Genomic DNA, 23,767 nt, shown 5'->3' with positions numbered 1-23,767 from the left:
CCATGGAGGACGTCGTCGTGAGGCCCGGTGGGAACCGCGGCTGGCTGCTCCGCCTCGTCATCGCCTTCAGCTTCGCGCAGGGGGCGGTGTCGATGGCCCGGCCCGCCGTCTCCTACCGGGCCCTCGCGCTGGGCGCGGACGAGCGCGCGATCGGTGTGATCGCCGGTGTCTACGCGCTGCTGCCCCTGTTCGCCGCCGTGCCCCTGGGCCGCCGCACCGACCACGGACGCTGCGCGCCCCTGCTGCCGGTCGGTGTGGTGCTCATATCGGGCGGCTGCGCCCTCAGCGGCGTCGCCGGCTCCCTGTGGACGATGGCCCTGTGGAGCGGGGTGATGGGCCTCGGGCACCTGTGCTTCGTCATCGGCTCCCAGTCCCTGGTCGCCCGCCAGTCCGCGCCGCACGAACAGGACCGTAACTTCGGCCACTTCACCATCGGCGCCGCCCTCGGCCAGCTGGTCGGCCCGGTCGCCGCGGGCGCGCTGATCGGCGGCGGCGACATGGCCGGCAGCAGCGCGCTGGCCCTGATCGTGGCGGGTGCGACGGCGGCGGTCGCGTTCACCTCGCTGTGGCGCATAGAGCACCGCCGTGCGGCGTCCGCGTCCCGCCCGGACAAGGGCGACCGGATCCCGGTCGGGGGCATCCTGCGCACCCGGGGGGTGCCGGCGGGCATCTTCATCAGCCTCGCCGTGCTGTCCGCGACGGACATCCTGACCGCGTACCTGCCGGTGGTCGGCGAACACCGGGGCATCGCGCCGTCCGTGATCGGCGTCCTGCTCAGTCTGCGCGCCGCGGCGACGATCGCCTGCCGCATGGTGCTCACGCCCCTGCTGCGGCTGCTCGGCCGGACCCTGCTGCTGACCCTCACCTGTCTGCTCGCCGCCCTGCTCTGCGCGGGCATCGCCCTGCCGGTGCCGGTGTGGGCGCTCGGCCTGCTGCTGGCCGCGCTGGGCTTCTGCCTGGGGGTCGGTCAGCCGCTGTCCATGACGACGGTCGTCCAGGCCGCCCCCGACGACGCCCGCTCCACGGCGCTGGCCCTGCGCCTGACCGGCAACCGGCTCGGCCAGGTCGCCGCGCCCGCCGCGGCGGGACTGATCGCCGGAGTCGCGGGTGTGGCGGCGCCGTTCGTGATGCTGGGCGTGCTGTTGCTGCTGTCGGCCGGGGTCGCGGTGCGGTCGCCGAGGGAGCCGGCGGCGCCGGAGGAGACGGGCGACCCTGATGAGCCGGACGAGCCCGACGCTTCGGAGGAGGCGGGCGGCGAGGTTCCCGAGGCACGCAGAGGCCTCAGGCGTGGGGTGTCGCTGCGCCGGAAGAGCGATATCTGACGCGTCGTAGGGCGGTGCGGCGGCCTTTTCGACCGTGAGGTGACAGAGAGTCAGGTGACGAGGTGTTTGTATGTAAATCATCTGACTTGGAGGCATGTTCATGCCCGTCGTACCCCTCGCGCGTCGTGCCGGCACCCGCACCGCCGTCCTCGCCGCCCTCACCCTCGCAGGGACCGCCCTGAGCGGGGTGTCCGCCGTCGCCGCTCCGATCCCGGGGGACAACGGAGACGTCAAGATCCACGCCAGCACGACGGCCGCGGCCAATCAGCGCAACGACCCGAAGGTCTGCGACTTCTACCTCGCCGCGTTCAACTTCGACGCGGGCGAGAGGGTCAACTGGACCATCCAGACCCAGCCCGAGGTCCCGGGCGGGGCCACGCGCACCGGCACCTTCACCGCCGACGCGACCGGCGCGGGCCGTACCACGGCCGTCGACCTGCCCAACGGGCAGTACAAGCTGACGTGGCTCACCGACCAGGCCCACGGCGCGGGCAAGTTCAAGGTGTTCAAGGTCGACTGCCCGACCTCGAAGCCGACCACGCCGGTCGGCGGCCCGCCCGCGGGCGGTGGCGGCATCGCCCGCGGTGAGGCCTTCACGCCGGTCACCGGCGCGGCCGCGGTCGGCCTGGCCGCCGTCGCCGGGACGGTCTGGTTCCGGCTCCGTCGCCGCCCCGATGGCGCCGCGTAAGGCACGATCCGCGGAACGCTCCACCCCCCGGCCGGGACGGGGCGGGGACGCGCTCGGTCCCGACGCCGGGCCGGAGCGGCGGAGTGGAGGCGGTGCCGGACCCGGCGCCGCCTCGGCGGTTCGGCGTGGCGGCGGTTCGGCGGTTCGGCGTGGAGCCGGTTCGGGCGTCGGTGTCGGAATCGGTTCGGGTTCCGGTTTCGGTTCCGCCGGCGCGCCGGCGGGGCGGCGCGGGGGAGGGGCCGGGGCTGCGGCTGCTCCGCCGGGCCGACGGGGTGCTGCCGCCGGCCTCGGGGCCCGGGGCGCCGGTTCGGGTGCCGCATCCACCGCCGCTCCGGTGCGTCGGCGTGGGCCTGGTGCTGCCGATGTTCCGGGGTTTCGCCGGGGGGCCGGCTCTGCTGCGGACCCCCGGGCCCGGCGTGGTTCCGGCTCCGGTGCCGGTTCCGGAGCCGTCCCGGCGGGGCGGTACGCAGCTGCCCCCGGCGCCCCTGGCACCCCCGGCGCGTGGCCCCCACGGCGCCGTAGGCCCTGGCGCCGGAGGCGTGCCTATCGGCTGACGCGGACGATCGTGGTGGCCGTTTCGCTGCTGGTGGTGGTCGGCGTCTCCTGGGACAGGGGCGAAGACCCCGGCGGCACGGTCACGGCCCTCCCGCCGGACTTCACCACGGCCGCCCACCCGGCGGGCTCCGGCACGGGGACGGCCGCCCTGCCCGGGGCGTCCGGCGCAGGCGACGCTGCCCTGCCCGGGGCCTCCGTCGCAGGTGAGGCCGCCCTACCGCGCCCCTCGGGCACCGGCACCGGCGCCGCTGCTCGGCCGGCCGACCCCCACGCCCCCGCCGGCCCCCGCACCGGCCCACCCCGGCCCCCCGCATCCCCTGCGCCCCCGGCCCGCGCCCCCGGGCCCGTCGGCAAAGCCCCCCGCACCCAAGGGCCTCGGCCCCCGGACGGCGGCGTCATCAACACCCCCCGGAGTCCAGCGCCCCGCACCCCCAACCCCGCCACGCCCCCGCCCCACCCCCGACCCGCAGCCGCCGCTCCCCGCCCCGCTCCCAAGCCCGCCGCCCCCGCCGTCCGCAAGCCCCGCCCCGCGGCAGGCCCCCGCCCCCTGCCCCGCTCCCGGGCCACCCGCCTCCTCATCCCCTACCTCCGCCTCGACGCCCCGGTCATGGACCTCGGCCTCGACCGCGACCGCCGCCTCACCGCACCGCCGGACGACGACCCCAAGCTCGTCGGCTGGTACCGGCACGGCGCCTCGCCCGGCGAGCAGGGCACCGCCGTGGCCGTCGGACACCTGGACACGGACAGCGGACCGGCCGTCTTCGCCGGGCTGCCCGAGCTGAAGCGGGGCCGGATCGTCAAGGCCCGCCGCGCCGACGGGCGGATCGCCGTCTACACGGTCGACAACATCAGGTCGTACGAGAAGGCGCACTTCCCCAGCCAGGAGGTGTACGGCGCCCGGGGCCGTCCCGAGCTGCGCCTGATCACCTGCGGCGGCAGCTACGACCGCAGGAAGGGCTACTCCGGGAACGTGGTCGTCTTCGCCCACCTCACCGGCATCCGCTGACCCGGACCGCTCCCGGCCGACGGCCTGACCGGACCGTCGGCCTTCTCACCAGATGGACCGAAGCCCCCGATCTTGTCCGGTGTCTTCCCCAGGCCGCACACATTCCGTTAACTTCCGTGACCCACAGCCCCGTACGACCCGCACGGGGCTTCCGACCGCGGAGCACCAGCGCCCTGATGACCCCTCGGGGGCACCTCATGACACGCGCCATCTCCCTGCACGATGTGAGCAAGTCCTACACGCGGGGCGCCCGCGTGGTGGACCGGCTGTCGCTGGACATCACGCCCGGCGAGTTCCTCGTGCTGCTCGGCCCGTCCGGCTGCGGCAAGTCCACCGTGCTCAGAATGATCGCCGGGCTGGAGGAGATCGACGAGGGCCGACTGCTGCTCGACGGCGAGTACGCCAACGACCTGCCGCCGTCCGGCCGGGACATGGCGATGGTCTTCCAGAACTTCGCCCTGTACCCGAACATGACCAGCCGCGCGAACATCGGGTTCCCGCTGCGCATCGAGGATCCGGGCGCGGACCCCCGACCGCGGGTCGACGCCACCGCCCGCATGCTCGGCATCGAGGACCTCCTCGACCGGCTGCCCGGCCAGCTCTCCGGCGGCGAACGCCAGCGGGTCGCCATGGGCCGGGCCATCGCCCGCCACCCCTCCGCGTTCCTGATGGACGAGCCGCTGTCCAACCTCGACGCCAAGCTCCGCACCCATCTGCGGGCCGAGATCTCCCGGCTCACCCAGGAGCTGGGCGTCACCACGATCTACGTCACCCACGACCAGGCCGAGGCCATGTCGCTCGGCGACCGGGTCGCCGTGCTGCGCGGCGGTGTGCTCCAGCAGGTCGACAGCCCCCGCGTGGTCTACGCGCTGCCCAGCAACGTCTTCGTCGCCGCGTTCATCGGCACCCCGCGCATCAATCTGCTGCGCGGCCTGGTGCGTGCCCCGCTCGACGGGGCGATGACCATCAGCCTGGGCAAGCAGTTCCTGCGCCTGCCCGAGCCGCTCTCCCTGGACCACCAGCTGCTGCGCGTCCAGCAGGGCCGCGAGGTCATCGTCGGGCTGCGCTCCGAGGCCGTCCGGATCGCCAAGCACAGCGCGGCCCGCCCCGGCGAGGTGCCGATCACCGGCCTGGTCGAGCACGTGGAGTTCCAGGGGCACGAGATCCTCGTCCACTTCGACACGGGCTCCAGCCCCGCCGTCGTCCCCGAACTGGAGGCCCCGCGCCCCCGCCCCGGACGTCCCGCCCGGCGGCGCCGCCGCGACGGCTCGGTGCTCACGCGGCTCCGGGAGCGGTCCGGGGCCGGGCGGGCCGGACCCGTGATCGCCCTGGACCACCCGGAGCCCGCCGCCGTCCCCGCGACCGCCGAAGCGCGCCTGCCCGGCGATCTCATCGTCCGCACCACCCCGGACCTGGCCCTCCGGCACGGCATGCAGGTGCCGCTCCTCGTGGACCTCGCCCACCTCTTCATCTTCGACCAGCACGGCGACCGGATCTGCCCGCACCCGGACCGGCTGCCCGACCTGGGGGAGTGAGGAGCGGCACATCCGGGGGTGACCGTCCGCGTGCTCTGATGACCGGTGGTGTCTGGCGCCAGAAAACTATCGTCGCTAGTTTATGTGCCGGACGACGACGCCCCGCCCCCGGAGGAAGCGCGATGAAGGCACACGACGGCATGTACATCGACGGCGCCTGGCGCCCCGCCGCCGGCCAGGACGTGATCGAGGTCGTGAACCCGGTCGACGAGCAGGTCATCGGCACGGTCCCGGCGGGCACCGCCGAGGACGTCGACGCCGCCGTACGGGCCGCCCGCGCCGCCCTGCCGGACTGGGCCGCGACCCCGCCCGCCGAGCGCGCGGCGCGCCTGGCCGCGCTGCGGGACGTGCTCGTGACCCGCGCCGACGAGATCGCCGAGACCGTCACGGCCGAACTCGGCTCCCCGCTGAAGTTCTCGCAGGCCGTCCACGCGGGCGTGCCGATCGCGGTGGCGGGCTCCTACGCCGAGCTCGCGGCGACGTACGCCTTCGAGGAGAAGACCGGCAACTCGGTCGTGCACCAGGAGCCGGTCGGTGTCGTGGCCGCGATCACGCCCTGGAACTACCCGCTGCACCAGATCGTCGCCAAGGTCGCCCCGGCCCTCGCGGCCGGCTGCACGGTCGTGGTGAAGCCCGCCGAGGACACTCCGCTGGTCGCCCGGCTGTTCGCCGGCGCCGTGCACGAGGCCGGGCTCCCGGCGGGCGTCTTCAACCTGGTCACCGGCCTCGGCCCGGTCGCGGGACAGGCCCTCGCCGAGCACCCGGGCGTCGACCTGGTCTCCTTCACCGGCTCCACCGCCGTCGGACGGCAGATCGCCGCGATCGCCGCCGGGCAGATCAAGAAGGTCGCCCTGGAACTGGGCGGCAAGTCGGCCAACGTCATCCTCCCGAGCGCCGACCTGGCCAAGGCGGTCAACGTCGGCGTCGCCAACGTCATGTCCAACTCCGGGCAGACGTGCAGCGCCTGGACGCGGATGCTGGTCCACCGCGACCGCTACGACGAGGCCGTCGAGCTCGCCGCTGCCGCCGCCGCCAAGTACGGCGACCGCATCGGCCCGGTCGTCAACGCCAAACAGCAGGACCGGGTGCGCGGCTACATCGAGAAGGGCGTGGCGGAAGGCGCCCGCCTGGTCGCCGGCGGCCCCGAAGCCCCGCGCGAACAGGGATACTTCGTCGCCCCGACCGTCTTCGCCGACGTCACCCCGGACATGACCATCGCGCAGGAGGAGATCTTCGGCCCGGTCCTGTCGATCCTGAAGTACGAGGACGAGGAGGACGCCCTGCGCATCGCCAACGGCACGGTGTACGGCCTGGCCGGCGCCGTCTGGGCCGGTGACGAGGCCGAGGCGGTGGCGTTCGCGCGCCGGATGGAGACCGGTCAGGTCGACATCAACGGCGGCCGCTTCAACCCGCTCGCGCCCTTCGGTGGCTACAAGCAGTCCGGCGTGGGCCGCGAACTCGGCGTGCACGGCCTGGCCGAGTACCTCCAGACCAAGTCCCTCCAGTTCTAGTCAGGGAGTCCCTTCCGTCATGGCTGTCCGCGCCGCCGTCCTGCCCGCCATCGGCTCCCCGCTGGAGATCACCGGCATCGACCTGCCCGACCCCGGACCCGGCCAGGTCCGCGTCCGGCTCGCCGCCGCCGGGGTCTGCCACTCCGACCTGTCCCTGTCCGACGGCACCATGCGCGTGCCCGTCCCCGCCGTCCTCGGCCACGAGGGCGCCGGCACGGTCGTCGCCGTCGGCGAGGGCGTCGGTCACGTCTCGCCCGGCGACGGGGTCGTCCTCAACTGGGCCCCGTCCTGCGGCGCCTGCCACGCCTGCTCGCTCGGTGAGGTGTGGCTGTGCGCCAACGCCCTCAGCGGCGCCGCCGACGTCTACGCCCGCACCACCGAGGGCACCGACCTCCACCCCGGCCTGAACGTCGCCGCGTTCGCCGAGGAGACGGTCGTCTCCGCGTCCTGCGTCCTGCCGGTCCCGGACGGCGTCCCGCTGACCGACGCGGCCCTCCTCGGCTGCGCCGTCCTCACCGGCTACGGCGCCGTCCACCACTCCGCCCGGGTCCGGGCCGGCGAGACGGTCGCGGTGTTCGGCGTCGGGGGAGTGGGCCTCTCCGCCCTCCAGGCCGCCCGGATCGCGGGTGCCTCGAAGATCGTCGCGGTGGACGTGTCCGCCGAGAAGGAAGAGCTGGCCAGGGCGGCGGGCGCCACCGACTACGTCGTCGCCTCCGACACCACCGCCCGTGAGATCCGCGGCCTCACCGGCAAGCAGGGCGTCGACGTCGCCGTGGAGTGTGCCGGACGCGCGGTCAGCATCCGCGCGGCCTGGGACTCGACCCGGCGCGGCGGCCGCACCACGGTCGTCGGCATCGGCGGCAAGGACCAGCAGGTCACCTTCAACGCCCTGGAGATCTTCCACTGGGGCCGCACCCTCTCCGGCTGCGTCTACGGCAACTCCGACCCGGCTCAGGACCTCCCGGTCCTGGCCGAGCACATCCGGGCGGGCCGCCTCGACCTGAGCGCGCTGGTGACCGAGCGCATCTCCCTGGACGGCATTCCGGCGGCCTTCGAGAACATGCTCGCGGGCAAGGGCGGACGGGCCCTGGTCGTCTTCTAGCCCCGGCTCCGACGCACCCCGGCCATCTCGCGAGGCCGGGGTCTTCGGCATGTCCGGGCCCGCGGTCGATGCCAAGTACAGGCAAAACTCCTGGTGCGCGACCCGTTGACGGGCATACCGTCCGGTCAGTACGTTCCCCGGAACTCGAGCCACCCCCCGTTCCGTCCCCCGCACCCCCCGGAGCGTGCACCGCATGGACACGGCACCTTCCGCTCAGCCCGTCACGACCACGCCCGCCGTCGGCAACCGCCGACGGGTGGCCACCGCGGCGGCGCTCGCCTCGGCCGTCGAGTGGTACGACTACTTCGTCTTCGGCATCGCCGCCGCCCTCGTGCTCGGCGACCTCTACTTCCCCGCCGGCAGCGCCACGGCAGGCGTCCTCGCCTCGTTCGCGACCTTCGCCGTCGGCTTCCTCGCCCGCCCCATCGGCGGCATCGTCGCCGGCCACCTCGGCGACAAGCGCGGCCGCAAGCCGATGCTCGTCCTCGCGCTCACGCTCATGGGCGTGTCCACCACGGCCATCGGCCTGCTGCCGACCTACGACACGATCGGCGTGGCCGCCCCGATCCTGCTCGTCCTGCTCCGGGTCGCGCAGGGCGTCGCCGTCGGCGCCCAGTGGGGCGGCGCGATGCTCCTGGCCACCGAGTACGCCCCCGAGGGCAAGCGCGGTGTCTACGGCAGCGTCGTCCAGCTCGGCGTCCCCATCGGCGTCGTCACCGCCAACACCGTCTTCCTGCTGGCCGGAGCCCTCACCACCGACTCGGCGTTCGCGGCCTGGGGCTGGCGCGTGCCGTTCCTGGTCGGGCTGCTGGTCCTCGCCCTCGCCTGGTACATCCACACGCGCGTCGAGGAGACCCCGGCGTTCCGCGAGGCCGAGCGGGCGCTCGCCGAGCAGGAGAAGACCGAGCAGAGCTCGCCGCTGCGCACGATCCTGCGCGGCCACCTCGGCACCGTGTTCCTGGCCGGCGGCTCCTTCGCCGTGAACACCGCCACCTTCTACATCCTCATCACCGGCGTCCTCGACTACACGACCCGCGAGCTGGACATGAAGAAGAGTGCGGTGCTCACCGTCTCGCTCTGCGTCAGCCTCACCCAGCTCGTACTGATCCCGGCAGCCGCGGCGCTCTCCGACCGCGTCGGCCGCATCCGGATCTACGCCCTCGGCGCGGCCGGCATCGCCCTGTGGGCCGTACCGCTCTTCCTGCTGATCGACACGGGCTCACTGCTGTGGCTCGCGGTCGGCACGTTCGTCGCCAGCTGCTTCCTGAGCATCATGTACGGCCCCCAGGCCGCCCTCTTCGCCGAGCTGTTCACGCCGGAGATGCGCTACACCGGCGCCTCTCTCGGCTACCAGATCGCGGCCGTCGCGGGAGGCGGGCTCGCACCCTTCATGATGGTGCTGCTGCTGGAGGCGACGGGCACGTCGATGGCGGTGTCCGGGTACATCGTCGCGCTCTCGGTGATCGCCCTGGTGTCGATCAAGATCCTCGCGGACCGGGCGCGCGCGGTGGAGCCGTCGGCGGCCGCCGAGTCCGGGTCGAACGCCGAGACGGAGACGAGCGCCGAGACAGAGACGACATCGGAGCCGGAGACGAAGTCGGAGCCGCAGATGAAGGCCGAGACGGAGACGAAGGCCGAATCAGCGGGCTGAGTCCTCGGCCTCCTCGGGCCGTGGCTCCGGAACCGCTCCCGGAGCCGCGGCCCGCGCCGCCGCCCGCGACCTCGACCGGGACACCGCCACACCGGCCAGGCACAGCACACCGCCCACCAGCGTGAGCACCCCCGGCACCTCGCCGAGGAACAGCCACGACATCAGGACGACCAGCGCGGGTGCCGCGTACGTCGTCGCGCCCATCTTGCTCGCGGTCGTGCGGGACAGGGCGTATGCCCACGTCGTGAAGGCCAGCGCGGTCGGGAAGACGCCCAGGTAGACCATGTTGAGCGTCGCCGAGGCGGGCGCCGACGCGGCCTCCTGGACGAGCTGCCCCGCGAACGGCAGGCACAGCACCGCGCCGACCAGGCAGCCGAACGTCGTCACCTGCAGCGGGCTCGCCGTGCCCAGTGCCGGCTTCTGCGCCACGACACCACCGGCGTACGCGATCGCCGCCAGGAGGCACAGCACCACCCCGAGCACCGAGGAACCGCCCTCGCCCGACATCGACAGACCCACCGTCACGGCACCGGCGAACGACACCGCCATCCCCGCCAGCAGCCGCGGCGGCATCGGGTCGCCGAGCAGCCGGGCCCCGAGCAGGGCGATGAGGATCGGCCCGGTGTTCACGACCAGGGCGGCCGTACCCGCGTCGACCTGCTGCTCGCCCCAGTTGAGGGCGACCATGTAGAAGCCGAACCACAGCAGCCCCGATATCGCGATGCCGCGCCAGGCCGAGCGCGGCGGCAGCCCCTCCCGCCGCAACAGGCAGATCACCCCCAGCGTCAGCGCCCCGGCCAGCAGCCGCCCGAGCGCCAGCGCACCCGGCGAGTACGCGTCACCAGCGCTGCGGATCGAGACGAAGGCGGAGGCCCACAGCACGACGGTGACCGCGGCCGCACCGGCGGCCAGCAGCTCCGCCCGCCGGGCGGGAGGGGACGGGGAGGTGTTCGACATCATGCTCCAGAGGCTAGGAGGGGGAGGGGGCCGGAAGCTCGCGGATTTCGGACGGTGCACCAGCCGCGGCCGGAAAGCCGCCGGGGCGGTCGGAGGGGTTGCCGTGCCGGGGCAGGTCGGGGTGCTGTGTGTGGTCGGAGGGCGTGGTGCCGGGGCTGATCGGGGTTCTGCGGGTGGTCGGAGGGCGTGGTGCCGGGGGTTGCAGAGCCCTGCGCGGCGGGGAGCGGTGCCGGGGTTCGCCGGGGCGCCGTGCGTGGTCCAAGAGGCGTGGTGCCGGGCCAGAGGGGGCGTCGTGCCGGGCCGGAAGCGGCGTCGTGCCGGGTCGGTCGGGTTGTCATGCCGGGCCGGAGGGGCGTGCTGTCGGGCCAGAGGGGGCGTCATGCCGGGTCGGTCGGGTTGTCGTGCCGGGCCGGAGGGGCGTGGTGCCGGGCCAGAGGAGGGCATGGCGCCGGGTCGGACCCGGAGCCGTGCGGGGCTATCGCAACGCCACCGCCTCCACCCCCAGCAGATCCCACAGGGCCCGTTCACCGGCCGCCGTCACCTTCACGGCCCGCTCCGAGCCGATGCGCACGCACCAGCCCGTGTCCAGGGCGTGCCGGCACAGGGCCGCGCCCGCGACGCCCGCCAGGTGAGGGCGGCGTTCGGTCCAGTCGAGACAGGCCCGGGCCAGGGGACGACGGCCCCGCCGCTCCAGGCCGATCCCGGCCGACGCGAACCACGCCAGCCCGGCGTCGGTGAGCGCGAACCCCGTCTCCTGCTCCAGCAGCCCGCGTGCCGTCAGCGCGTCGGTGACCGCGATGCCGAGCCGCCCGGCGAGATGGTCGTAGCAGGTGCGGCCCCGGGCCATCGCCGAGCCGGCGCTCGACTCCCGAAGATTCCGCGGCCGTACGGCCGCGCCCGGAGAGACCTGGGCGGCCAGGTCCTCCACCAACTGGGCGACGCGGGTGTCGGCCAGCCGGACGTACCGGTGGCGGCCCTGGCGCTCCTCGGCGAGCAGCCCGCCCGCGACGAGCCGGCCCAGATGCTCGCTCAGCGTCGACGCGGCCACGCCCGCGTGCCGTGCCAGCTCGCTCGCGGTCCAGGCCCGCCCGTCCAGCAGCGCCAGCAGACACGCGGCCCGGGTCTCGTCGGCGAACAGCGCGGCGAGCCGTGCCAGGGCCGTCGCCTGCGGGTCCCTCGTCGTCATGCCCCCAGCATGGAACACGGACGGTTCGGCCACCGCCGAAGTGTCCGTGGCGTGGCCCTACGCCGTGCGCCGCACCTGCTCGTACTGCCGCGCCAGCCCGTCGAGCAGGGCCGTCAGCCCGGTCTCGAAGGCGCGCTCGTCGATCTTCTCCTGCTGCTCGGCGAGGAGATGGGCCTGCTGGAGATGGGGGTAGTCGGCGGGGTCGTAGGCGCTCGCGTCGTCCACGAAACCCCCGGCGAAGGATCCGAGCGCGGAGCCCATCACGAAGTACCGCATCAGCGCGCCGATGGACGTGGCCTGCGCCGGCGGCCAGCCCGCGGCGACCATCGCGCCGTAGACGGCGTCCGCGAGGCGCAGTCCGGCCGGGCGGCGGCCGGGACCGCGGGCCAGCACCGGCACGATGTTCGGGTGGTCGCGCAGGGCGGCCCGGTAGGAGACGGCCCAGTCGTGCAGCGCGGTCCGCCAGTCCCGGCCGTCCTGGAACATCGACAGGTCCACCTGGCCGCTCACGGAGTCGGCGACCGCCTCCAGGATCTCGTCCTTGGTGCGGAAGTGGTTGTACAGCGAGGGCCCGCTGACGCCCAGTTCGGCGGCGAGCCGCCGCGTGGAGACGGCGGCCAGACCCTCCGCGTCCACGAGCGCGCGGGCCGTCTCGACGATCCGGTCGGTGCTGAGCAAGGGCTTGCGCGGTCGGGCCATGGCGCACATAGTAGGGCTGCACGGCAAAACTAGCAGTGCTAATTTAAAGGTACGGCTTTCAATGGGGTGACCTGTGGTGAATCTGGAGCTCAGTGAGGAGCAGAGCGCGGCCCGGCAGCTCGCGCGGGACTTCGTGGAGCGCGAGATCACCCCGCACGTCGTCGCGTGGGACCGCGCCGAGGAGGTCGACCGGGCGATCGTGAAGAAGCTCGGCGAGGTCGGCTTCCTGGGCCTGACGATCGACGAGGAGTACGGCGGCTCCGGCGGCGATCACCTCGCGTACTGCCTGGTCACGGAGGAGCTGGGCCGCGGCGACTCATCGGTGCGCGGCATCGTCTCGGTCTCCCTCGGGCTGGTCGCCAAGACCGTCGCCGCCTACGGGAGCGAGGAGCAGAAGCGCCGCTGGCTGCCCGGGCTGACGTCCGGCGCGTCGGTCGGCTGCTTCGGCCTGACCGAGCCGGGCACGGGCTCGGACGCGGGCAGTCTCGCGACCCGGGCGGTACGGGACGGTGACGACTACGTCCTGGGCGGCACCAAGATGTTCATCACCAACGGCACCTGGGCCGACGTCGTCCTGCTCTTCGCCCGCTCCACGGACGCCCCCGGCCACAAGGGCGTCTCCGCCTTCCTCGTCCCCACCGACACGCCCGGCCTGACCCGCCGCACCATCCACGGCAAGCTCGGGCTGCGCGGCCAGGCCACCGCCGAACTCGTCCTGGAGGACGTGCGCGTACCGGCCTCCGCCCTGCTGGGGGAGGAGGGCAAGGGCTTCTCGATCGCCATGTCGGCCCTCGCGAAGGGCCGGATGTCGGTCGCGGCGGGCTGCGTGGGCATAGCCCAGGCCGCCCTGGACGTGGCCGTGCGGTACGCGGGGGAGCGCGAGCAGTTCGGCAGGACCATCGCCCACCACCAGCTCGTCCAGGAGCTGCTCAGCGACATCGCCCTCGACGTCGACGCCGCCCGCCTGCTCACCTGGCGGGTCGCCGACCTGATCGACCGGGGGCAGCCGTTCGCCGTGGAGTCGTCCAAGGCCAAGCTGTTCGCCTCGGAGGCCGCCGTCCGCGCCGCGAACAACGCGCTCCAGGTCTTCGGCGGCTACGGCTACATCGACGAGTACCCGGCGGGCAAGCTGCTGCGGGACGCCCGGGTGATGACCCTCTACGAGGGCACGAGCCAGATCCAGAAGCTGGTCATCGGGCGGGCACTGACGGGGGTTTCGGCCTTCTGAGCCGCCGTCGCCGTCCGCCTCGTGCCGCGGTGCCCCAGCCGCCGGCCCTACCGGTCGGTCACGGGGTCCGGTGGGGCGCAGGGCGTCCCGGCCCTCGTCGGGCAAGTCGGCAGCGGTGCCGGGTGGGCGCGCTCGTACTCCGCGTGCCAGGCCGTGATCGTGAAGAGCAGCGCCATGGCTGCGATGAGCAGTTGGACCGCTCCCGCGTAGGGGTGTGCCGTGCGCAGGAAGACCGCGGCGACCACGAGGACCCCCAGTGTGAACCCGCCGAGCCAGAGGACAGGTACCCAGTCCATCGCGGGTGCCCCGGATCGCTCATCGGCGCGGCCCCATCCACGGACGCTCAACGACAGCCCCAGCAGGATGGCGACCGGGATTTCGATGAGCAGCACGATCAGACTGACGCAGCCCCCCGCGAACCCGTCGCCTCGCGAAACCGAAGGCCCGCCGGGGCGGCACCGGGGCGTCGGTGAGTGCGGGCTCGGCTCGACGTTCATGACCACAGTTTCGAAGGCCGAGCCGTGCCCCGCACTGCGGTTCACCAGGCCGCAATCGAGTCGTGTCCGACCTGAACACCCACGGCCGACGCGGGTGTGACGGCCAGGCGCTCCGGGATCACCGCCGAACGCGACCGGAGCGGACCGTGAAGAACAAGCTGAGTACCCGTCTGAGTACCACGGCGGATGTGGCGCGGGCCACGTCCGCCGATGCTTTCCCCCATGAGTGACACACCGGGCAAGCAGCAGAACACGGCCGCCTTCTACGGCCAGGCCGTCGCCTCCTTCGCCGTCGCCATGGCGGCCACCGCCATCGGCATCTACCAGCTGAGCGCCGACGCCTGGGTGCGGGCCTTCCTCGCCATCGCCGTCCTGTACCTGGTCACCTCGGCCTTCACTCTCTCCAAGGTGATCCGGGACCGGCAGGAGAGCGCAGGGGCGGCCCCCTCGTACGCCCCCTACGAGAAGCGCTGAGCGGCCACACTAAGCGCTCGCTCACCTTCGGCGGTATGGTGTTGCTCCTGCCAGTGGAGAGGGGCGAGCGATGAGTACGGCGGAGGAGACGGCCGGCGGCGAGGCGCAGGCGTGGGGCGAGGTCACGCCCGACGCGGCGCGGCGGCTGCTGGTCGCCGCGGTGGAGGCCTTCGCCGAGCGTGGCTACCACGCCACGACGACCCGCGACATCGCGGGCCGAGCCGGGATGAGCCCGGCGGCGCTCTACATCCACTACAAGACCAAGGAAGAGCTGCTGCACCGCATCAGCAGGATCGGGCACGAGAAGGCCCTGGAGATCCTGCGGACGGCGTCCCGGCGCGAGGGCAGCCCCACCGAGCGGCTCGCCGACGCGGTGAGCTCCTTCGTGCGCTGGCACGCGGGCGGGCGCACCACCGCGCGGGTCGTGCAGTACGAACTCGAATCGCTCGGGCCCGACGCCCGCGCCGAGATCCTCGCGCTCCGGCGCCAGGTCGACGGCGAGGTGCGCGGGATCATCGAGGAGGGCACGCGCTCGGGCGAGTTCGAGGTCATCGACGTGCACGGTACGACGCTGGCCGTGCTGTCCCTCTGCATCGACGTGGCGCGGTGGTTCAACGTCGACGGGCCCCGGACGCCGGAGCAGGTCGGCGAGTTGTACGCCGACCTCGTACTGCGGATGGTCGGGGCCCGGGGTGCGGCGGCCTGAGGTCCGGGAGCCGAAGCCTCAGAGGTAGTAGCGCGCCACGGACTCGGCGACGCAGACCGGCTTGTCGCCGCCCTCGCGCTCGACGCTGAAGGCGACGGCCACCTGGACGCCGCCCGGCACCTCGTCGACGGCGCTGATCGTCGCGGTGGCGCGCAGACGGGAGTTCACGGGGACCGGGGCGGGGAAACGCACCTTGTTCGTGCCGTAGTTGACGCCCATCTTCACGCCCTCGACGGCGATCAGCTGCGGCCCGAAGAGGGGCAGCAGCGACAGGGTCAGATAGCCGTGCGCGATCGTGGTGCCGAAGGGGCCGGCGGCGGCCTTCTCCGGGTCGACGTGGATCCACTGGTGGTCGCCGGTGGCCTCCGCGAAGAGGTCGATCCGCTTCTGGTCGATGTCGAGCCAGTCGGTGTACCCCAGTTGTTCGCCCACCGCCGACTTCAGGTCGTCGACGGACGTGAAGATCCTCGGCTCTGCCATGTCTTCCAGGCCTCTCGTGTGCAGGGGGTCTGCGCGCTCAATCTCTAAGCGACTGCTTAGCATGGTCGGCCGTGGGGGCTGTGTCAACGGACTCGGTAGGGTTCGAGGGGTGCCCCAGATTCCAGAGAAGATCCATGAGCTCACGGTCGGCCAGCTCGCGGCGCGCAGCGGCGCAGCCGTCTCGGCCCTGCACTTCTACGAGTCCAAGGGCCTGATCGGCAGTCGCCGGACCTCGGGCAACCAGCGCCGCTACTCGCGTGACACGCTCCGCCGGGTCGCCTTCATCCGGGCCGCGCAACGGGTCGGCATCCCCCTGGCGACGATCCGTGAAGCGCTCGCGGAACTCCCCGAGGAGCGCACGCCCACCCGGGAGGACTGGGCGCACCTCTCCGAAGTCTGGCGCACCGAACTGGAAGAGCGCATCAACCAGCTGAACCGGCTGCGGGATCACCTAGCCGACTGCATCGGCTGCGGCTGCCTCTCCCTCGAATCCTGCGTCCTGTCCAACCCCGACGACGTCTTCGGTGAACGCCTCACGGGTTCCCGCCTGATGGTCGACCGGGGCGGTCGCGGGTAACGCCCGCCCGGCTCGCTCCGTACTCCGCCAGCCCGGCCGCGACCAGGTGCGCGTTCGACCCCGCACGTTCCCCGTCCGGCAGGACCAGGACGTCCTCCAGCCCGATCCGCGTGGCCAGGCCCAGCCGGCCCGCGAGCCGCAGCACCGGCCAGGCGCCCCCGTCCTCGCCGTGCAGCAGCACCGGGCGTCCGTGCGCCGTCCCGATCGCGGACAGCAGCGCCCGCGCGGAGGACGCGGCGGCCGAGGGGTCCGTGTCGGTCACCTCCGCCAGGGCCCTCAGGACCTTCGGCCCGAGCGGTGAGACCGCGAACCTCTCGGCTCCGTCCGTGCCCGACCAGATGCCGGCCTCCACACCCACCCCGAGCTCCATGAGCAGCGCGGCCGTCTCCTCCGCCCCCGGCTCGTGCCAGTTGACCGAGGCGTGGTCGGGCAGCACGGTCCAGTCGCGGATCCGCCGCAGCCGGGCGGCGGGGTCGGGTTCGGCCCACGCGCCCGTGGTCACGCCCACCGGTACCGGCACCCGCTCCCGGATCGCCGACAGCACCGGCGCGAGCACCCGCGGCGACAACGTGTCCTGTCCGCAGGGCGTCTTGGGGTGGACATGGATGTCCGTCGCTCCGGCGGCGACGGCCTCGGCGGCCGAGTCGGCGATCGACTCGGGTGTCAGCGGCACGGCCGCACCGTCAGCGGCCGTCCGTGAACCGTTCAGGCACACCTGCATCATGGTGTCGATGGTGCCAGTCACCACCGACATTGGGGGTGCGGCATCCCCGGCGCACCCCCCGCGCACCCGCATCCGTCAAGCCGACACCAACAGCCTCGTCCGCCGGGCGTACGCCAGCGACTCGGGCGTGAGCACGGGGCGCGGCACCAGGATTCCGCAGTCCGTGCAGACCGGACCGGACGAGGGTTCGTGGTCCAGGTCGTACCTCCACACCAGCCGCTGCCCGTCGCACACCGGGCACTCCGAGCCCGGCTCGCGCTCCAGCGCGGCGATCAGCCGGCGCAGCACCTCGGCCAGCGGTTCACGGGGATGGACCGCCGGATCGTCGCACCACGCCACACCGAAGCCGCCCCAGGTCAGCCGGTGCCAGTCGTCCACGCTGCCCGGCCTGCGCAGCCCGTCGTGCTTCTCCTTCTTGCGGCGCTCGGCGAACTCGACCTCATAGGCCAGCCAGACCGCCCGCGCCTCCTCCAGTTCGTCCAGTGCGGCCACGAGCCGCACCGGATCGGGGGAGCGGTCCTCGGGACCGAACCCCGCCCGGGAGCAGAGGTGGTCCCAGGTCGCCCTGTGTCCGTAAGGCGCGAACCTCTCAAGGCACTTGCGCAGCGAATAACGCCGCAAGGCCAGATCGCACCGCGGATCGCGGACCTGTCTCGCCAGACTCCGGAAACCCGCCATCGTCCTGCACCTCCGTCACACCTGCACCTGTAATCCGGTCACTTCGGCGTCGTCGTACGGACGTCGCCGAATAGACGTATCGACAAGCGAATCGGCTCCATCCGATTTCAAATGGCCTCCATAAGCGGCCCGAAGAGGCTCGCGAGTCGACTGCCGTGATCCGTGTGCCTGTTGTGCTGACTTCAAAAAGTGACGCTTGTTCATCTTCAAGCCGGGGGATACCGGCGGTAACATCCCGCCCACCCCCGTCGGGAGGAGCCCCCATGCCACGGCGTGCCCCACGCACCGTTCTCGACAGAATGAGAACTCCCAGCGGAATCCCCGGGTTCCTGAAGACAGCATCGGTATGCACCCTGATCGCAGGTCTCTTGTCGCCGCTTGCCCCGGCTGCCGCTTCGGAAACAGCGGCAGCGCAGGTCACCGCCGCGGCGAACGACCACTGCGGCAACCAGTGTTCGGACATCCTCCCGCCCGGCCAGAACGGCAACGCCACCCTCGCCCAGATCCTCCTCAACCAGGCCTTCGGCACCCAGCCCGAGCACGCCGAGGACCAGCTCGGGCCCTACGTCAGCCTGGCCAAGGGCTACCCCGGCCTCACCAATGACAAGATCAACAACTTCTTCAACGACGCGTCCTTCGGGGTCCCCGCCGACCAGGTCGCCTCCAGCGTCAAACCCGCCGGACGCGGTGACGTGACGATCGTCCGGGACAAGAAGACCGGTGTGCCGCACATCACCGGTACCACCAGATACGGCACGGAGTTCGGCGCCGGCTATGCGGCGGCCCAGGACCGGCTGTGGCTGATGGACGTCTTCCGGCACGTCGGGCGCGGTCAGCTGACCTCCTTCGCGGGCGGTGCGCCCTCCAACCAGGGACTCGAGCAGCAGTTCTGGCGGCACGCCCCGTACAGCGAGGCCGATCTGCAGGCGCAGATCGACAACGCCGTGGCCACCAACGGCGAACGCGGACAGCAGGCCCTCGCCGACGCCAGGGCCTACCTCGACGGCATCAACTCCTACATCGACGCCTCCGACAGCGGGCGCACCTTCCCCGGTGAGTACGTACTCACCGGGCACAAGGACTCAGTCACCAATGCCGGAACCATCGAGCACTTCAAGATCACCGACCTGGTCGCGCTGGCCTCCGTCATCGGCGCGCTGTTCGGCTCCGGCGGAGGCGGCGAGGTGAACAACGCCCTCTCGCTCCTGGCCGCCCAGGAGAAGTACGGGGTCACCGAGGGCACCAAGGTCTGGGAGTCCTTCCGGATGCGCAACGACCCGGAGGCCGTCCTCACCCAGCAGGGCGGCAGCTTCCCGTACGGCACCAAGCCGGCCGACCCGCAGGGCGCGGCCCTGCCCGACGCCGGCTCGGTGGAGCCCGAGCCGCTCGTGTACGACCGCACCGGCAGTGCCACGACCGCCGGTGCGACCCGTGCGTCCGGCGACGCCGCGAAGGCCGCCCGGTCCTCCGCCAAGCGCGGCATGTCCAACGCCCTCGTGGTCGGCGGCGAGCACACCGCCAGTGGCCACCCCGTCGCCGTGTTCGGCCCGCAGACCGGCTACTTCGCCCCCCAGCTGCTCCTGCTCCAGGAGATCCAGGGCCCGGGCATCAGCGCCCGCGGCGCCTCCTTCGCGGGCCTGAGCATGTACGTCGAGCTCGGCCGCGGCCAGGACTACGCGTGGAGCGCCACGACCTCCGGCCAGGACATCATCGACTCCTACGCCGTCGAACTGTGCCAGGACGACCACCACTACCTGTACCGCGGCACCTGCACGCCGATGGAGAAGATCGAGCAGAGGAACGCCTGGAAGCCCACGGTCGCCGACGGCACCGCGGCCGGCTCGTACACCATGCGCGTCTGGCGCACGAAGTACGGCCCCGTCGAGTACCGCGCGACGGTCGGCGGCAAGAAGGTCGCCTACACCACCCTGCGCTCGTCCTTCATGCACGAGGCCGACTCCATCATCGGCTTCCAGATGCTGAACGACCCGGACTACGTCAAGGGCCCGGACACCTTCCAGAAGGCCGTCCAGCACATCAACTACACCTTCAACTGGTTCTACGCCGACTCCGAGCACACCGCGTACTACAACAGCGGCGACAACCCGGTCCGCGCGTCCGGTGTCGACGCCGAGTTCCCGGTGTGGGCGCGGCCGGCGTACGAGTGGCGCGGCTGGAACCCGGCGACCAACACCGCCGACTACACCCCGCCCTCCGCCCACCCGAACTCCACCGACCAGGACTACTACGTCTCCTGGAACAACAAGCAGGCCAGGGACTACACGACCGCGCCCTGGGGCAACGGCTCGGTCCACCGCGGCAACCTCCTCGAGGACCGGGTGAAGAAGCTGGTGCAGCAGGGCGGGGTGACCCGGGCCGCCCTGGTGAAGGCCATGGCCGACGCCGCACTGGCGGACCTGCGGGCCGAGGACGTCCTGCCCAAGCTCCTGAAGGTCGTCACCAGCTCCCCCGTCACCGACCCGGCCGCGTCGGCCGCCGTCGGCAAACTCCAGGCCTGGGTCGCCGCCGGCGGCAAGCGCACGGAGACCGCCGCCGGCTCGAAGAAGTACGCCGACGCCGACGCGATCCGCATCCTGGACGCCTGGTGGCCGCTCCTGGTCAAGGCCGAGTTCGAACCGGGCCTCGGCAGCGACCTCTACACGGCAGTCACCGCCAACCTCCCCGTCGACGAGTCCCCCTCGGCCGCGCACGGCCCGACCGGCTCCCACGCGGGAAGCTCCTTCCAGTACGGCTGGTGGAGCTACGTCGACAAGGACATCCGCACGGTCCTCGGTGAGCAGGTGAAGGGTCCGCTGGCCCGCACGTACTGCGGCGACGGCGACCTCGGAGCCTGCCGGGACACCCTCATCGGCACCCTGAAGCAGGCGGCCGCGAAGACCGCGGCCCAGGTCTACCCCGGCGACGACGTGTGCGCGGCGGGCGACCAGTGGTGCGCCGACTCGATCAACCACCGCACCCTCGGCGGAATCAAGCACGGCAAGATCGGCTGGCAGAACCGGCCGACCTACCAGCAGGTCGTGGAGTTCACCTCACACCGGTGACCACCTCACACCGGTGACCACCTCACACCGGTGACGCGTGAACCGGTGGCGGGTCAGCGCACGCGGCCCGCCGCCAGCACCAGCCGGGCCAGCTCCGCGTGCAGGATGTCGCTGTGCGCACCGGCCGGCGGCCCGCCGCGTCGGACCACCGCGGCCGCGTCGACGTTCACGCACCCCGAGGCGGGCAGTCTCGCCTCCAGGGCCTCGGCCAGGGTGTACGCGCGCGTGCCCGGCACCGCCTGCACCCCGTCGTGGCCCATCGCGCCCCACTTGACGCCCAGGGCCCGCCCCGTGTCCAGTTCGCCGGCCGACCGGCTGTCGCCCGCCATCCGCGAGGCCAGCGGGTACATCGTCCCCAGGGCCGCGTCGTGCCGGGAGTGGCAGCACACCAGGGGCCCGTCGACGCGGTTCTGCTGCCCCTGGAGCACCCCTCCGGCCCGGGCGTCGTGCGGCAGCCGGGCCGCGAACGCGTAGTGCGAGAAGGCCCCTTGGAGCAGCGTCACCGACTTCACCGTGCGCACGCCCTCGGGCAGGCCCCGCAGCGCGAACGACACCAGCCGCGCGCCGAAACTGTGCCCCACCAGGTGCACCCGCACCGTCGGAGCCGCCTTCGCGAGCTGCCCGACGACCCGGCCCAGACCCCGCTCCCCGACGGTTCCCGCACGCCGCTTCATCGCGTAGTACGTCGCCTGCCGCAGCAGTTCGTGCGCACCGTCCCAGGGGTTGGGGATCCTGAATCCCTCCTGCGCCCCGGCCGCTTCGAGCTCCGCCAGTGCCCGCGCGAACTCCTCGCAGGCCGCCGCCGACGACCCGGCGAACATCTCCGGCTCGCTCTGCGGCACGCCCTCCGCCACCGTGTCCGCCGCGAACAGGGCCTGCGGCCCGGGCGCCACCACCTCCACCAGCGTCCGCACCAGCCGCCCGAACTCCTCCAGTTCGGCCTCCTCCGGCGGCTGCTGCTCTAGCAGCCGGGCGATCTGGTCGACCAGGATCGCCCGGCCCGGGAACGTCTCCAGCAGCGCGTGCCGGGTGTCCTTGTCCAGCACCGGACGCCTCGCCGGCTCGGCCGCCACGGCCCGCGGGAAGTCCGGGATCGGCTCGTCCGAGAACCGCATCGCCGGCCACAGCACCCCGACGTATCCGACCCGGGCCGCCGGAGCCAGCCGCGGCACGGGCGCGAGGAAGCGGTCGTAGAGGCGGGTCGCGCCCGAGCGGTCGGTGTTCCAGCCGTGCGCGAAGACGATCAGATCGCGCACGCCCCGCTCCCGCACCCCGGCGAGCAGCCGGTCGCGCCCGCGGTCCCCGGGGTCCCCGTCCGCGTCGAAGGTCAGCTCCCAGTAGGGAGTCACACTCATCGCCGGATCCGCCATGACAGGCCCCCTGGTCCCCGGGTGACGCCACGATGTGGCGCATCGTCCTGCCAACGGGGGAGCTTGGCCATACGTCACGGGCGCATTCGCCTCAGCGGTAGAGCAGGTACGTCCGCCGCGTCCTGCGGAACGCCGCCAGATCCCCCTGCCACCCCGCCACCACCTCGTCGGTGGCCGCGCCCGCGTCGATCATCGTCCGCACGCGGGTGGAGCCGGTGAGCTTGTCGATCCAGTTGTCCGGGCGCCAGGCGAAACCGCTCCAGACCTGCTTGGCGGTGACGAGCAGGGCGATCCCCGTGCGGACCGGATCGAAGGCCGCCCGGTCGTGCACATGGACCTGCACACCGCCGATCGTCTTCCCCTGGAACTTCGAGAAGGTGGGCGCGAAGTAGGCCTCCCTGAACCGGACCCCGGGCAGGGCGAGTTCGTTCGCCGCGGCCGCCCAGCGCCGGTCGACGCCCTCCGCGCCCAGCAGCTCGAACGGCCGGGTGGTGCCGCGCCCCTCCGACAGGTTCGTGCCCTCGAACAGACACGTCCCCGAGTACACCAGGGCCGTCTCCGGCGTCGGCATGTTCGGGCTCGGCGGCACCCAGGGCAGCCCGGAGGCGTCGTAGAAGTCCGAGCGCCTCCAGCCCGACATCGTCACGGTCTCCAGCGGTACGGCCTCGGTCAGGAACTCCCCGTTGAACAGCCGCGCCAGCTCGGCGACGGTCATCCCGTGGGCCTGTGAGACGGGCTGCCGCCCGACGAACGTGGCGAACTCCTTGTGCAGGACCGGGCCGAGGGCCGCGCGGCCGGTCACCGGGTTCGGCCGGTCCAGTACGACGAACCGCTTGCCGGCGAACTGGGCGGCCTCCATGCAGTCGTACAGCGTCCAGATGTACGTGTAGAAGCGGGCGCCGACGTCCTGGATGTCGAAGACGACCGTGTCCACACCGGACGCGGTGAAGATGTCCGCGAGCGCCCGGCCGCTCTTGAGGTACGTGTCGTAGACGGGCAGGCCGGTCGCCGGGTCGTCGTAACGGCCCTCGGAGCCGCCGGCCTGGGCGGTACCGCGGAAGCCGTGCTCCGGGCCGAAGACGGCGGTGAGGTCGACACGGGTGTCGGCGTGCATGACGTCGACGATGTGACGGGCGTCGCGGGTGATGCCGGTGGGGTTGGTGACGATGCCGACCTTCTGGCCGTCGAGCAGGGAGTAGCCGTCCTGGGCGAGTCGTTCGAAGCCGGTGCGCAGTCGCCTGCGGCGCTGGGCGGCGGACGCGGTGGACGTGGCCGATACGGCTGCCGCCGTGGCGGTGGTGATGACGGCTCGTCTGGAAGGGCGCATAGGGTGACCTCCTTGAGCGGGGACGGTCGGCATGGGCACGGTATGCGCTCCCGCGGGTCGTGGGGAGGCCGCGGGCCGCCTGTGGCTTGTCGCGCAGTTCCCCGCGCCCCTTTCGGGGCGTTCCCCGCGGCCCTTCTTGAGCGGGGACGGTCGGCATGGGCACGGTATGCGCTTCCGCGGGTTGTGGGGAGGCTGCGGGGCGGGTGTGGCTTGTCGCGCAGTTCCCCGCGCCCCTTTCGGGGCGTTCCCCGCGGCCCTTCTTGAGCGGGGACGGTCGGCATGGGCACGGTATGCGCTCCCGCGGGTTGTGGGGAGGCTGCGGGGCGGTGTGGCTTGTCGCGCAGTTCCCCGCGCCCCTTTCGGGGCGTTCCCGCGGCCCTTTCAAGGGCGCGGGCGGCACCCCTTCCCTGGTACATACCGACCGGTTAGTCT

At 72.8% G+C, this 23,767-nt stretch carries 21 protein-coding genes; 12 read left to right on the top strand and 9 right to left on the bottom strand.

What is annotated here, in order from left to right; all coding sequences use genetic code 11:
* Positions 1-17 precede the first annotated feature (17 nt).
* From IE153_RS11110 to IE153_RS11080, 7 genes are all read left to right on the top strand, one after another.
* Entirely contained in the window at positions 18-1,322 is a 1,305-nt protein-coding gene (locus tag IE153_RS11110) for an MFS transporter (protein WP_189589547.1), read from the top strand.
* A gap of 100 nt (positions 1,323-1,422) precedes the next feature.
* The gene (locus IE153_RS11105; RefSeq protein WP_438817912.1) at positions 1,423-2,010 is read left to right on the top strand and encodes a hypothetical protein; all 588 of its coding nucleotides are present in this window, start codon (positions 1,423-1,425) and stop codon (positions 2,008-2,010) included.
* Between the two features lie 568 nt (positions 2,011-2,578).
* Positions 2,579-3,571 carry a class F sortase gene (locus IE153_RS42875; protein WP_438817911.1) on the top strand — a complete coding sequence of 331 codons (993 nt, stop codon included), beginning with the start codon at positions 2,579-2,581 and terminating at the stop codon, positions 3,569-3,571.
* Positions 3,572-3,768: 197 nt separating this feature from the next.
* The gene (locus IE153_RS11095; protein WP_189589545.1) at positions 3,769-5,106 is read left to right on the top strand and encodes an ABC transporter ATP-binding protein; all 1,338 of its coding nucleotides are present in this window, start codon (positions 3,769-3,771) and stop codon (positions 5,104-5,106) included.
* Between the two features lie 122 nt (positions 5,107-5,228).
* Positions 5,229-6,617, top strand: coding sequence for an aldehyde dehydrogenase family protein (locus IE153_RS11090; protein WP_189589544.1), 1,389 nt, complete (start codon positions 5,229-5,231; stop codon positions 6,615-6,617).
* 19 nt (positions 6,618-6,636) lie between these two features.
* Positions 6,637-7,719: a Zn-dependent alcohol dehydrogenase gene (locus IE153_RS11085; protein ID WP_189589543.1), complete on the top strand. Its 1,083-nt coding sequence runs from the start codon at positions 6,637-6,639 to the stop codon at positions 7,717-7,719.
* 193 nt (positions 7,720-7,912) lie between these two features.
* On the top strand, positions 7,913-9,370 hold the full coding sequence (locus tag IE153_RS11080; RefSeq protein ID WP_189589542.1) for an MFS transporter: 1,458 nt from the start codon (positions 7,913-7,915) through the stop codon (positions 9,368-9,370).
* Here the strand turns inward: IE153_RS11080 and IE153_RS11075 are convergent.
* From IE153_RS11075 to IE153_RS11065, 3 genes are all read right to left on the bottom strand, one after another.
* Entirely contained in the window at positions 9,359-10,327 is a 969-nt protein-coding gene (locus IE153_RS11075; protein ID WP_189589634.1) for a DMT family transporter, read from the bottom strand. The two genes, IE153_RS11080 and IE153_RS11075, sit on opposite strands and share 12 nt — an antisense overlap.
* A 475-nt stretch (positions 10,328-10,802) precedes the next feature.
* On the bottom strand, positions 10,803-11,513 hold the full coding sequence (locus IE153_RS11070) for an ArsR/SmtB family transcription factor (RefSeq protein WP_189589541.1): 711 nt from the start codon (positions 11,511-11,513) through the stop codon (positions 10,803-10,805).
* Between the two features lie 57 nt (positions 11,514-11,570).
* Positions 11,571-12,221 (bottom strand): TetR/AcrR family transcriptional regulator, encoded by a 651-nt coding sequence (locus IE153_RS11065; RefSeq protein WP_189589540.1) that lies wholly within the window; start codon positions 12,219-12,221, stop codon positions 11,571-11,573.
* Between the two features lie 67 nt (positions 12,222-12,288).
* Here IE153_RS11065 and IE153_RS11060 point away from each other — a divergent pair, with 67 nt between their 5' ends.
* Positions 12,289-13,440 carry an acyl-CoA dehydrogenase family protein gene (locus IE153_RS11060; RefSeq protein ID WP_189589539.1) on the top strand — a complete coding sequence of 384 codons (1,152 nt, stop codon included), beginning with the start codon at positions 12,289-12,291 and terminating at the stop codon, positions 13,438-13,440.
* 47 nt (positions 13,441-13,487) lie between these two features.
* On the opposite strand, the gene IE153_RS11055 is transcribed toward IE153_RS11060, so the two are convergent.
* On the bottom strand, positions 13,488-13,832 hold the full coding sequence (locus tag IE153_RS11055) for a DUF6234 family protein (protein WP_189589538.1): 345 nt from the start codon (positions 13,830-13,832) through the stop codon (positions 13,488-13,490).
* A gap of 327 nt (positions 13,833-14,159) precedes the next feature.
* Between IE153_RS11055 and IE153_RS11050 the strand changes: the two genes are divergently transcribed.
* Positions 14,160-14,411: a YiaA/YiaB family inner membrane protein gene (locus IE153_RS11050; protein ID WP_185009469.1), complete on the top strand. Its 252-nt coding sequence runs from the start codon at positions 14,160-14,162 to the stop codon at positions 14,409-14,411.
* A gap of 70 nt (positions 14,412-14,481) precedes the next feature.
* Positions 14,482-15,117, top strand: a complete 636-nt coding sequence (locus IE153_RS11045) for a TetR/AcrR family transcriptional regulator (protein WP_097215719.1) — start codon at positions 14,482-14,484, stop codon at positions 15,115-15,117.
* An 18-nt stretch (positions 15,118-15,135) separates the two neighbouring features.
* On the opposite strand, the gene IE153_RS11040 is transcribed toward IE153_RS11045, so the two are convergent.
* Positions 15,136-15,597 carry a MaoC family dehydratase gene (locus IE153_RS11040; protein WP_184913200.1) on the bottom strand — a complete coding sequence of 154 codons (462 nt, stop codon included), beginning with the start codon at positions 15,595-15,597 and terminating at the stop codon, positions 15,136-15,138.
* A gap of 109 nt (positions 15,598-15,706) precedes the next feature.
* Here IE153_RS11040 and soxR point away from each other — a divergent pair, with 109 nt between their 5' ends.
* A complete protein-coding gene (gene soxR / locus IE153_RS11035) occupies positions 15,707-16,174 on the top strand; it encodes a redox-sensitive transcriptional activator SoxR (RefSeq protein ID WP_189589537.1) in 468 nt (155 codons plus the stop codon).
* Here soxR and IE153_RS11030 read toward each other — a convergent pair.
* A complete protein-coding gene (locus IE153_RS11030; RefSeq protein WP_189589633.1) occupies positions 16,131-16,898 on the bottom strand; it encodes a 3-keto-5-aminohexanoate cleavage protein in 768 nt (255 codons plus the stop codon). The genes soxR and IE153_RS11030 overlap by 44 nt on opposite strands.
* Before the next feature lie 75 nt (positions 16,899-16,973).
* Positions 16,974-17,576 (bottom strand): hypothetical protein, encoded by a 603-nt coding sequence (locus IE153_RS11025; RefSeq protein WP_031107668.1) that lies wholly within the window; start codon positions 17,574-17,576, stop codon positions 16,974-16,976.
* Between the two features lie 263 nt (positions 17,577-17,839).
* Here IE153_RS11025 and IE153_RS11020 point away from each other — a divergent pair, with 263 nt between their 5' ends.
* Entirely contained in the window at positions 17,840-20,638 is a 2,799-nt protein-coding gene (locus IE153_RS11020) for a penicillin acylase family protein (protein ID WP_189589536.1), read from the top strand.
* A gap of 53 nt (positions 20,639-20,691) precedes the next feature.
* Here the strand turns inward: IE153_RS11020 and IE153_RS11015 are convergent, their stop codons facing one another.
* Together IE153_RS11015 and IE153_RS11010 are read right to left on the bottom strand one after the other, a co-directional pair.
* Complete coding sequence (locus IE153_RS11015; RefSeq protein ID WP_189589535.1) at positions 20,692-22,008, bottom strand: serine-threonine protein kinase; 1,317 nt, start codon at positions 22,006-22,008, stop codon at positions 20,692-20,694.
* 91 nt (positions 22,009-22,099) lie between these two features.
* The gene (locus IE153_RS11010) at positions 22,100-23,335 is read right to left on the bottom strand and encodes an exo-beta-N-acetylmuramidase NamZ family protein (protein ID WP_189589534.1); all 1,236 of its coding nucleotides are present in this window, start codon (positions 23,333-23,335) and stop codon (positions 22,100-22,102) included.
* Positions 23,336-23,767 lie beyond the last annotated feature (432 nt).

This window comes from Streptomyces massasporeus (assembly GCF_014648995.1).
GTDB classification, from domain to species: Bacteria; Actinomycetota; Actinomycetes; order Streptomycetales; family Streptomycetaceae; genus Streptomyces; species Streptomyces massasporeus.
This window is presented reverse-complemented; position numbering and strand designations above follow the sequence as displayed.

Coding starts and splice junctions, on each gene's coding strand:
- IE153_RS11105 (WP_438817912.1), top strand. CDS start 1,423: ATGCCCGTCGTACCCCTCGCGCGTCGTGCCGGCACCCGCACCGCCGTC.
- IE153_RS11095 (WP_189589545.1), top strand. CDS start 3,769: ATGACACGCGCCATCTCCCTGCACGATGTGAGCAAGTCCTACACGCGG.
- IE153_RS11090 (WP_189589544.1), top strand. CDS start 5,229: ATGAAGGCACACGACGGCATGTACATCGACGGCGCCTGGCGCCCCGCC.
- IE153_RS11085 (WP_189589543.1), top strand. CDS start 6,637: ATGGCTGTCCGCGCCGCCGTCCTGCCCGCCATCGGCTCCCCGCTGGAG.
- IE153_RS11080 (WP_189589542.1), top strand. CDS start 7,913: ATGGACACGGCACCTTCCGCTCAGCCCGTCACGACCACGCCCGCCGTC.
- IE153_RS11075 (WP_189589634.1), bottom strand. CDS start 10,327: ATGTCGAACACCTCCCCGTCCCCTCCCGCCCGGCGGGCGGAGCTGCTG.
- IE153_RS11070 (WP_189589541.1), bottom strand. CDS start 11,513: ATGACGACGAGGGACCCGCAGGCGACGGCCCTGGCACGGCTCGCCGCG.
- IE153_RS11065 (WP_189589540.1), bottom strand. CDS start 12,221: ATGTGCGCCATGGCCCGACCGCGCAAGCCCTTGCTCAGCACCGACCGG.
- IE153_RS11050 (WP_185009469.1), top strand. CDS start 14,160: ATGAGTGACACACCGGGCAAGCAGCAGAACACGGCCGCCTTCTACGGC.
- IE153_RS11045 (WP_097215719.1), top strand. CDS start 14,482: ATGAGTACGGCGGAGGAGACGGCCGGCGGCGAGGCGCAGGCGTGGGGC.
- IE153_RS11040 (WP_184913200.1), bottom strand. CDS start 15,597: ATGGCAGAGCCGAGGATCTTCACGTCCGTCGACGACCTGAAGTCGGCG.
- IE153_RS11030 (WP_189589633.1), bottom strand. CDS start 16,898: ATGATGCAGGTGTGCCTGAACGGTTCACGGACGGCCGCTGACGGTGCG.
- IE153_RS11025 (WP_031107668.1), bottom strand. CDS start 17,576: ATGGCGGGTTTCCGGAGTCTGGCGAGACAGGTCCGCGATCCGCGGTGC.
- IE153_RS11020 (WP_189589536.1), top strand. CDS start 17,840: ATGCCACGGCGTGCCCCACGCACCGTTCTCGACAGAATGAGAACTCCC.
- IE153_RS11015 (WP_189589535.1), bottom strand. CDS start 22,008: ATGGCGGATCCGGCGATGAGTGTGACTCCCTACTGGGAGCTGACCTTC.
- IE153_RS11010 (WP_189589534.1), bottom strand. CDS start 23,335: ATGCGCCCTTCCAGACGAGCCGTCATCACCACCGCCACGGCGGCAGCC.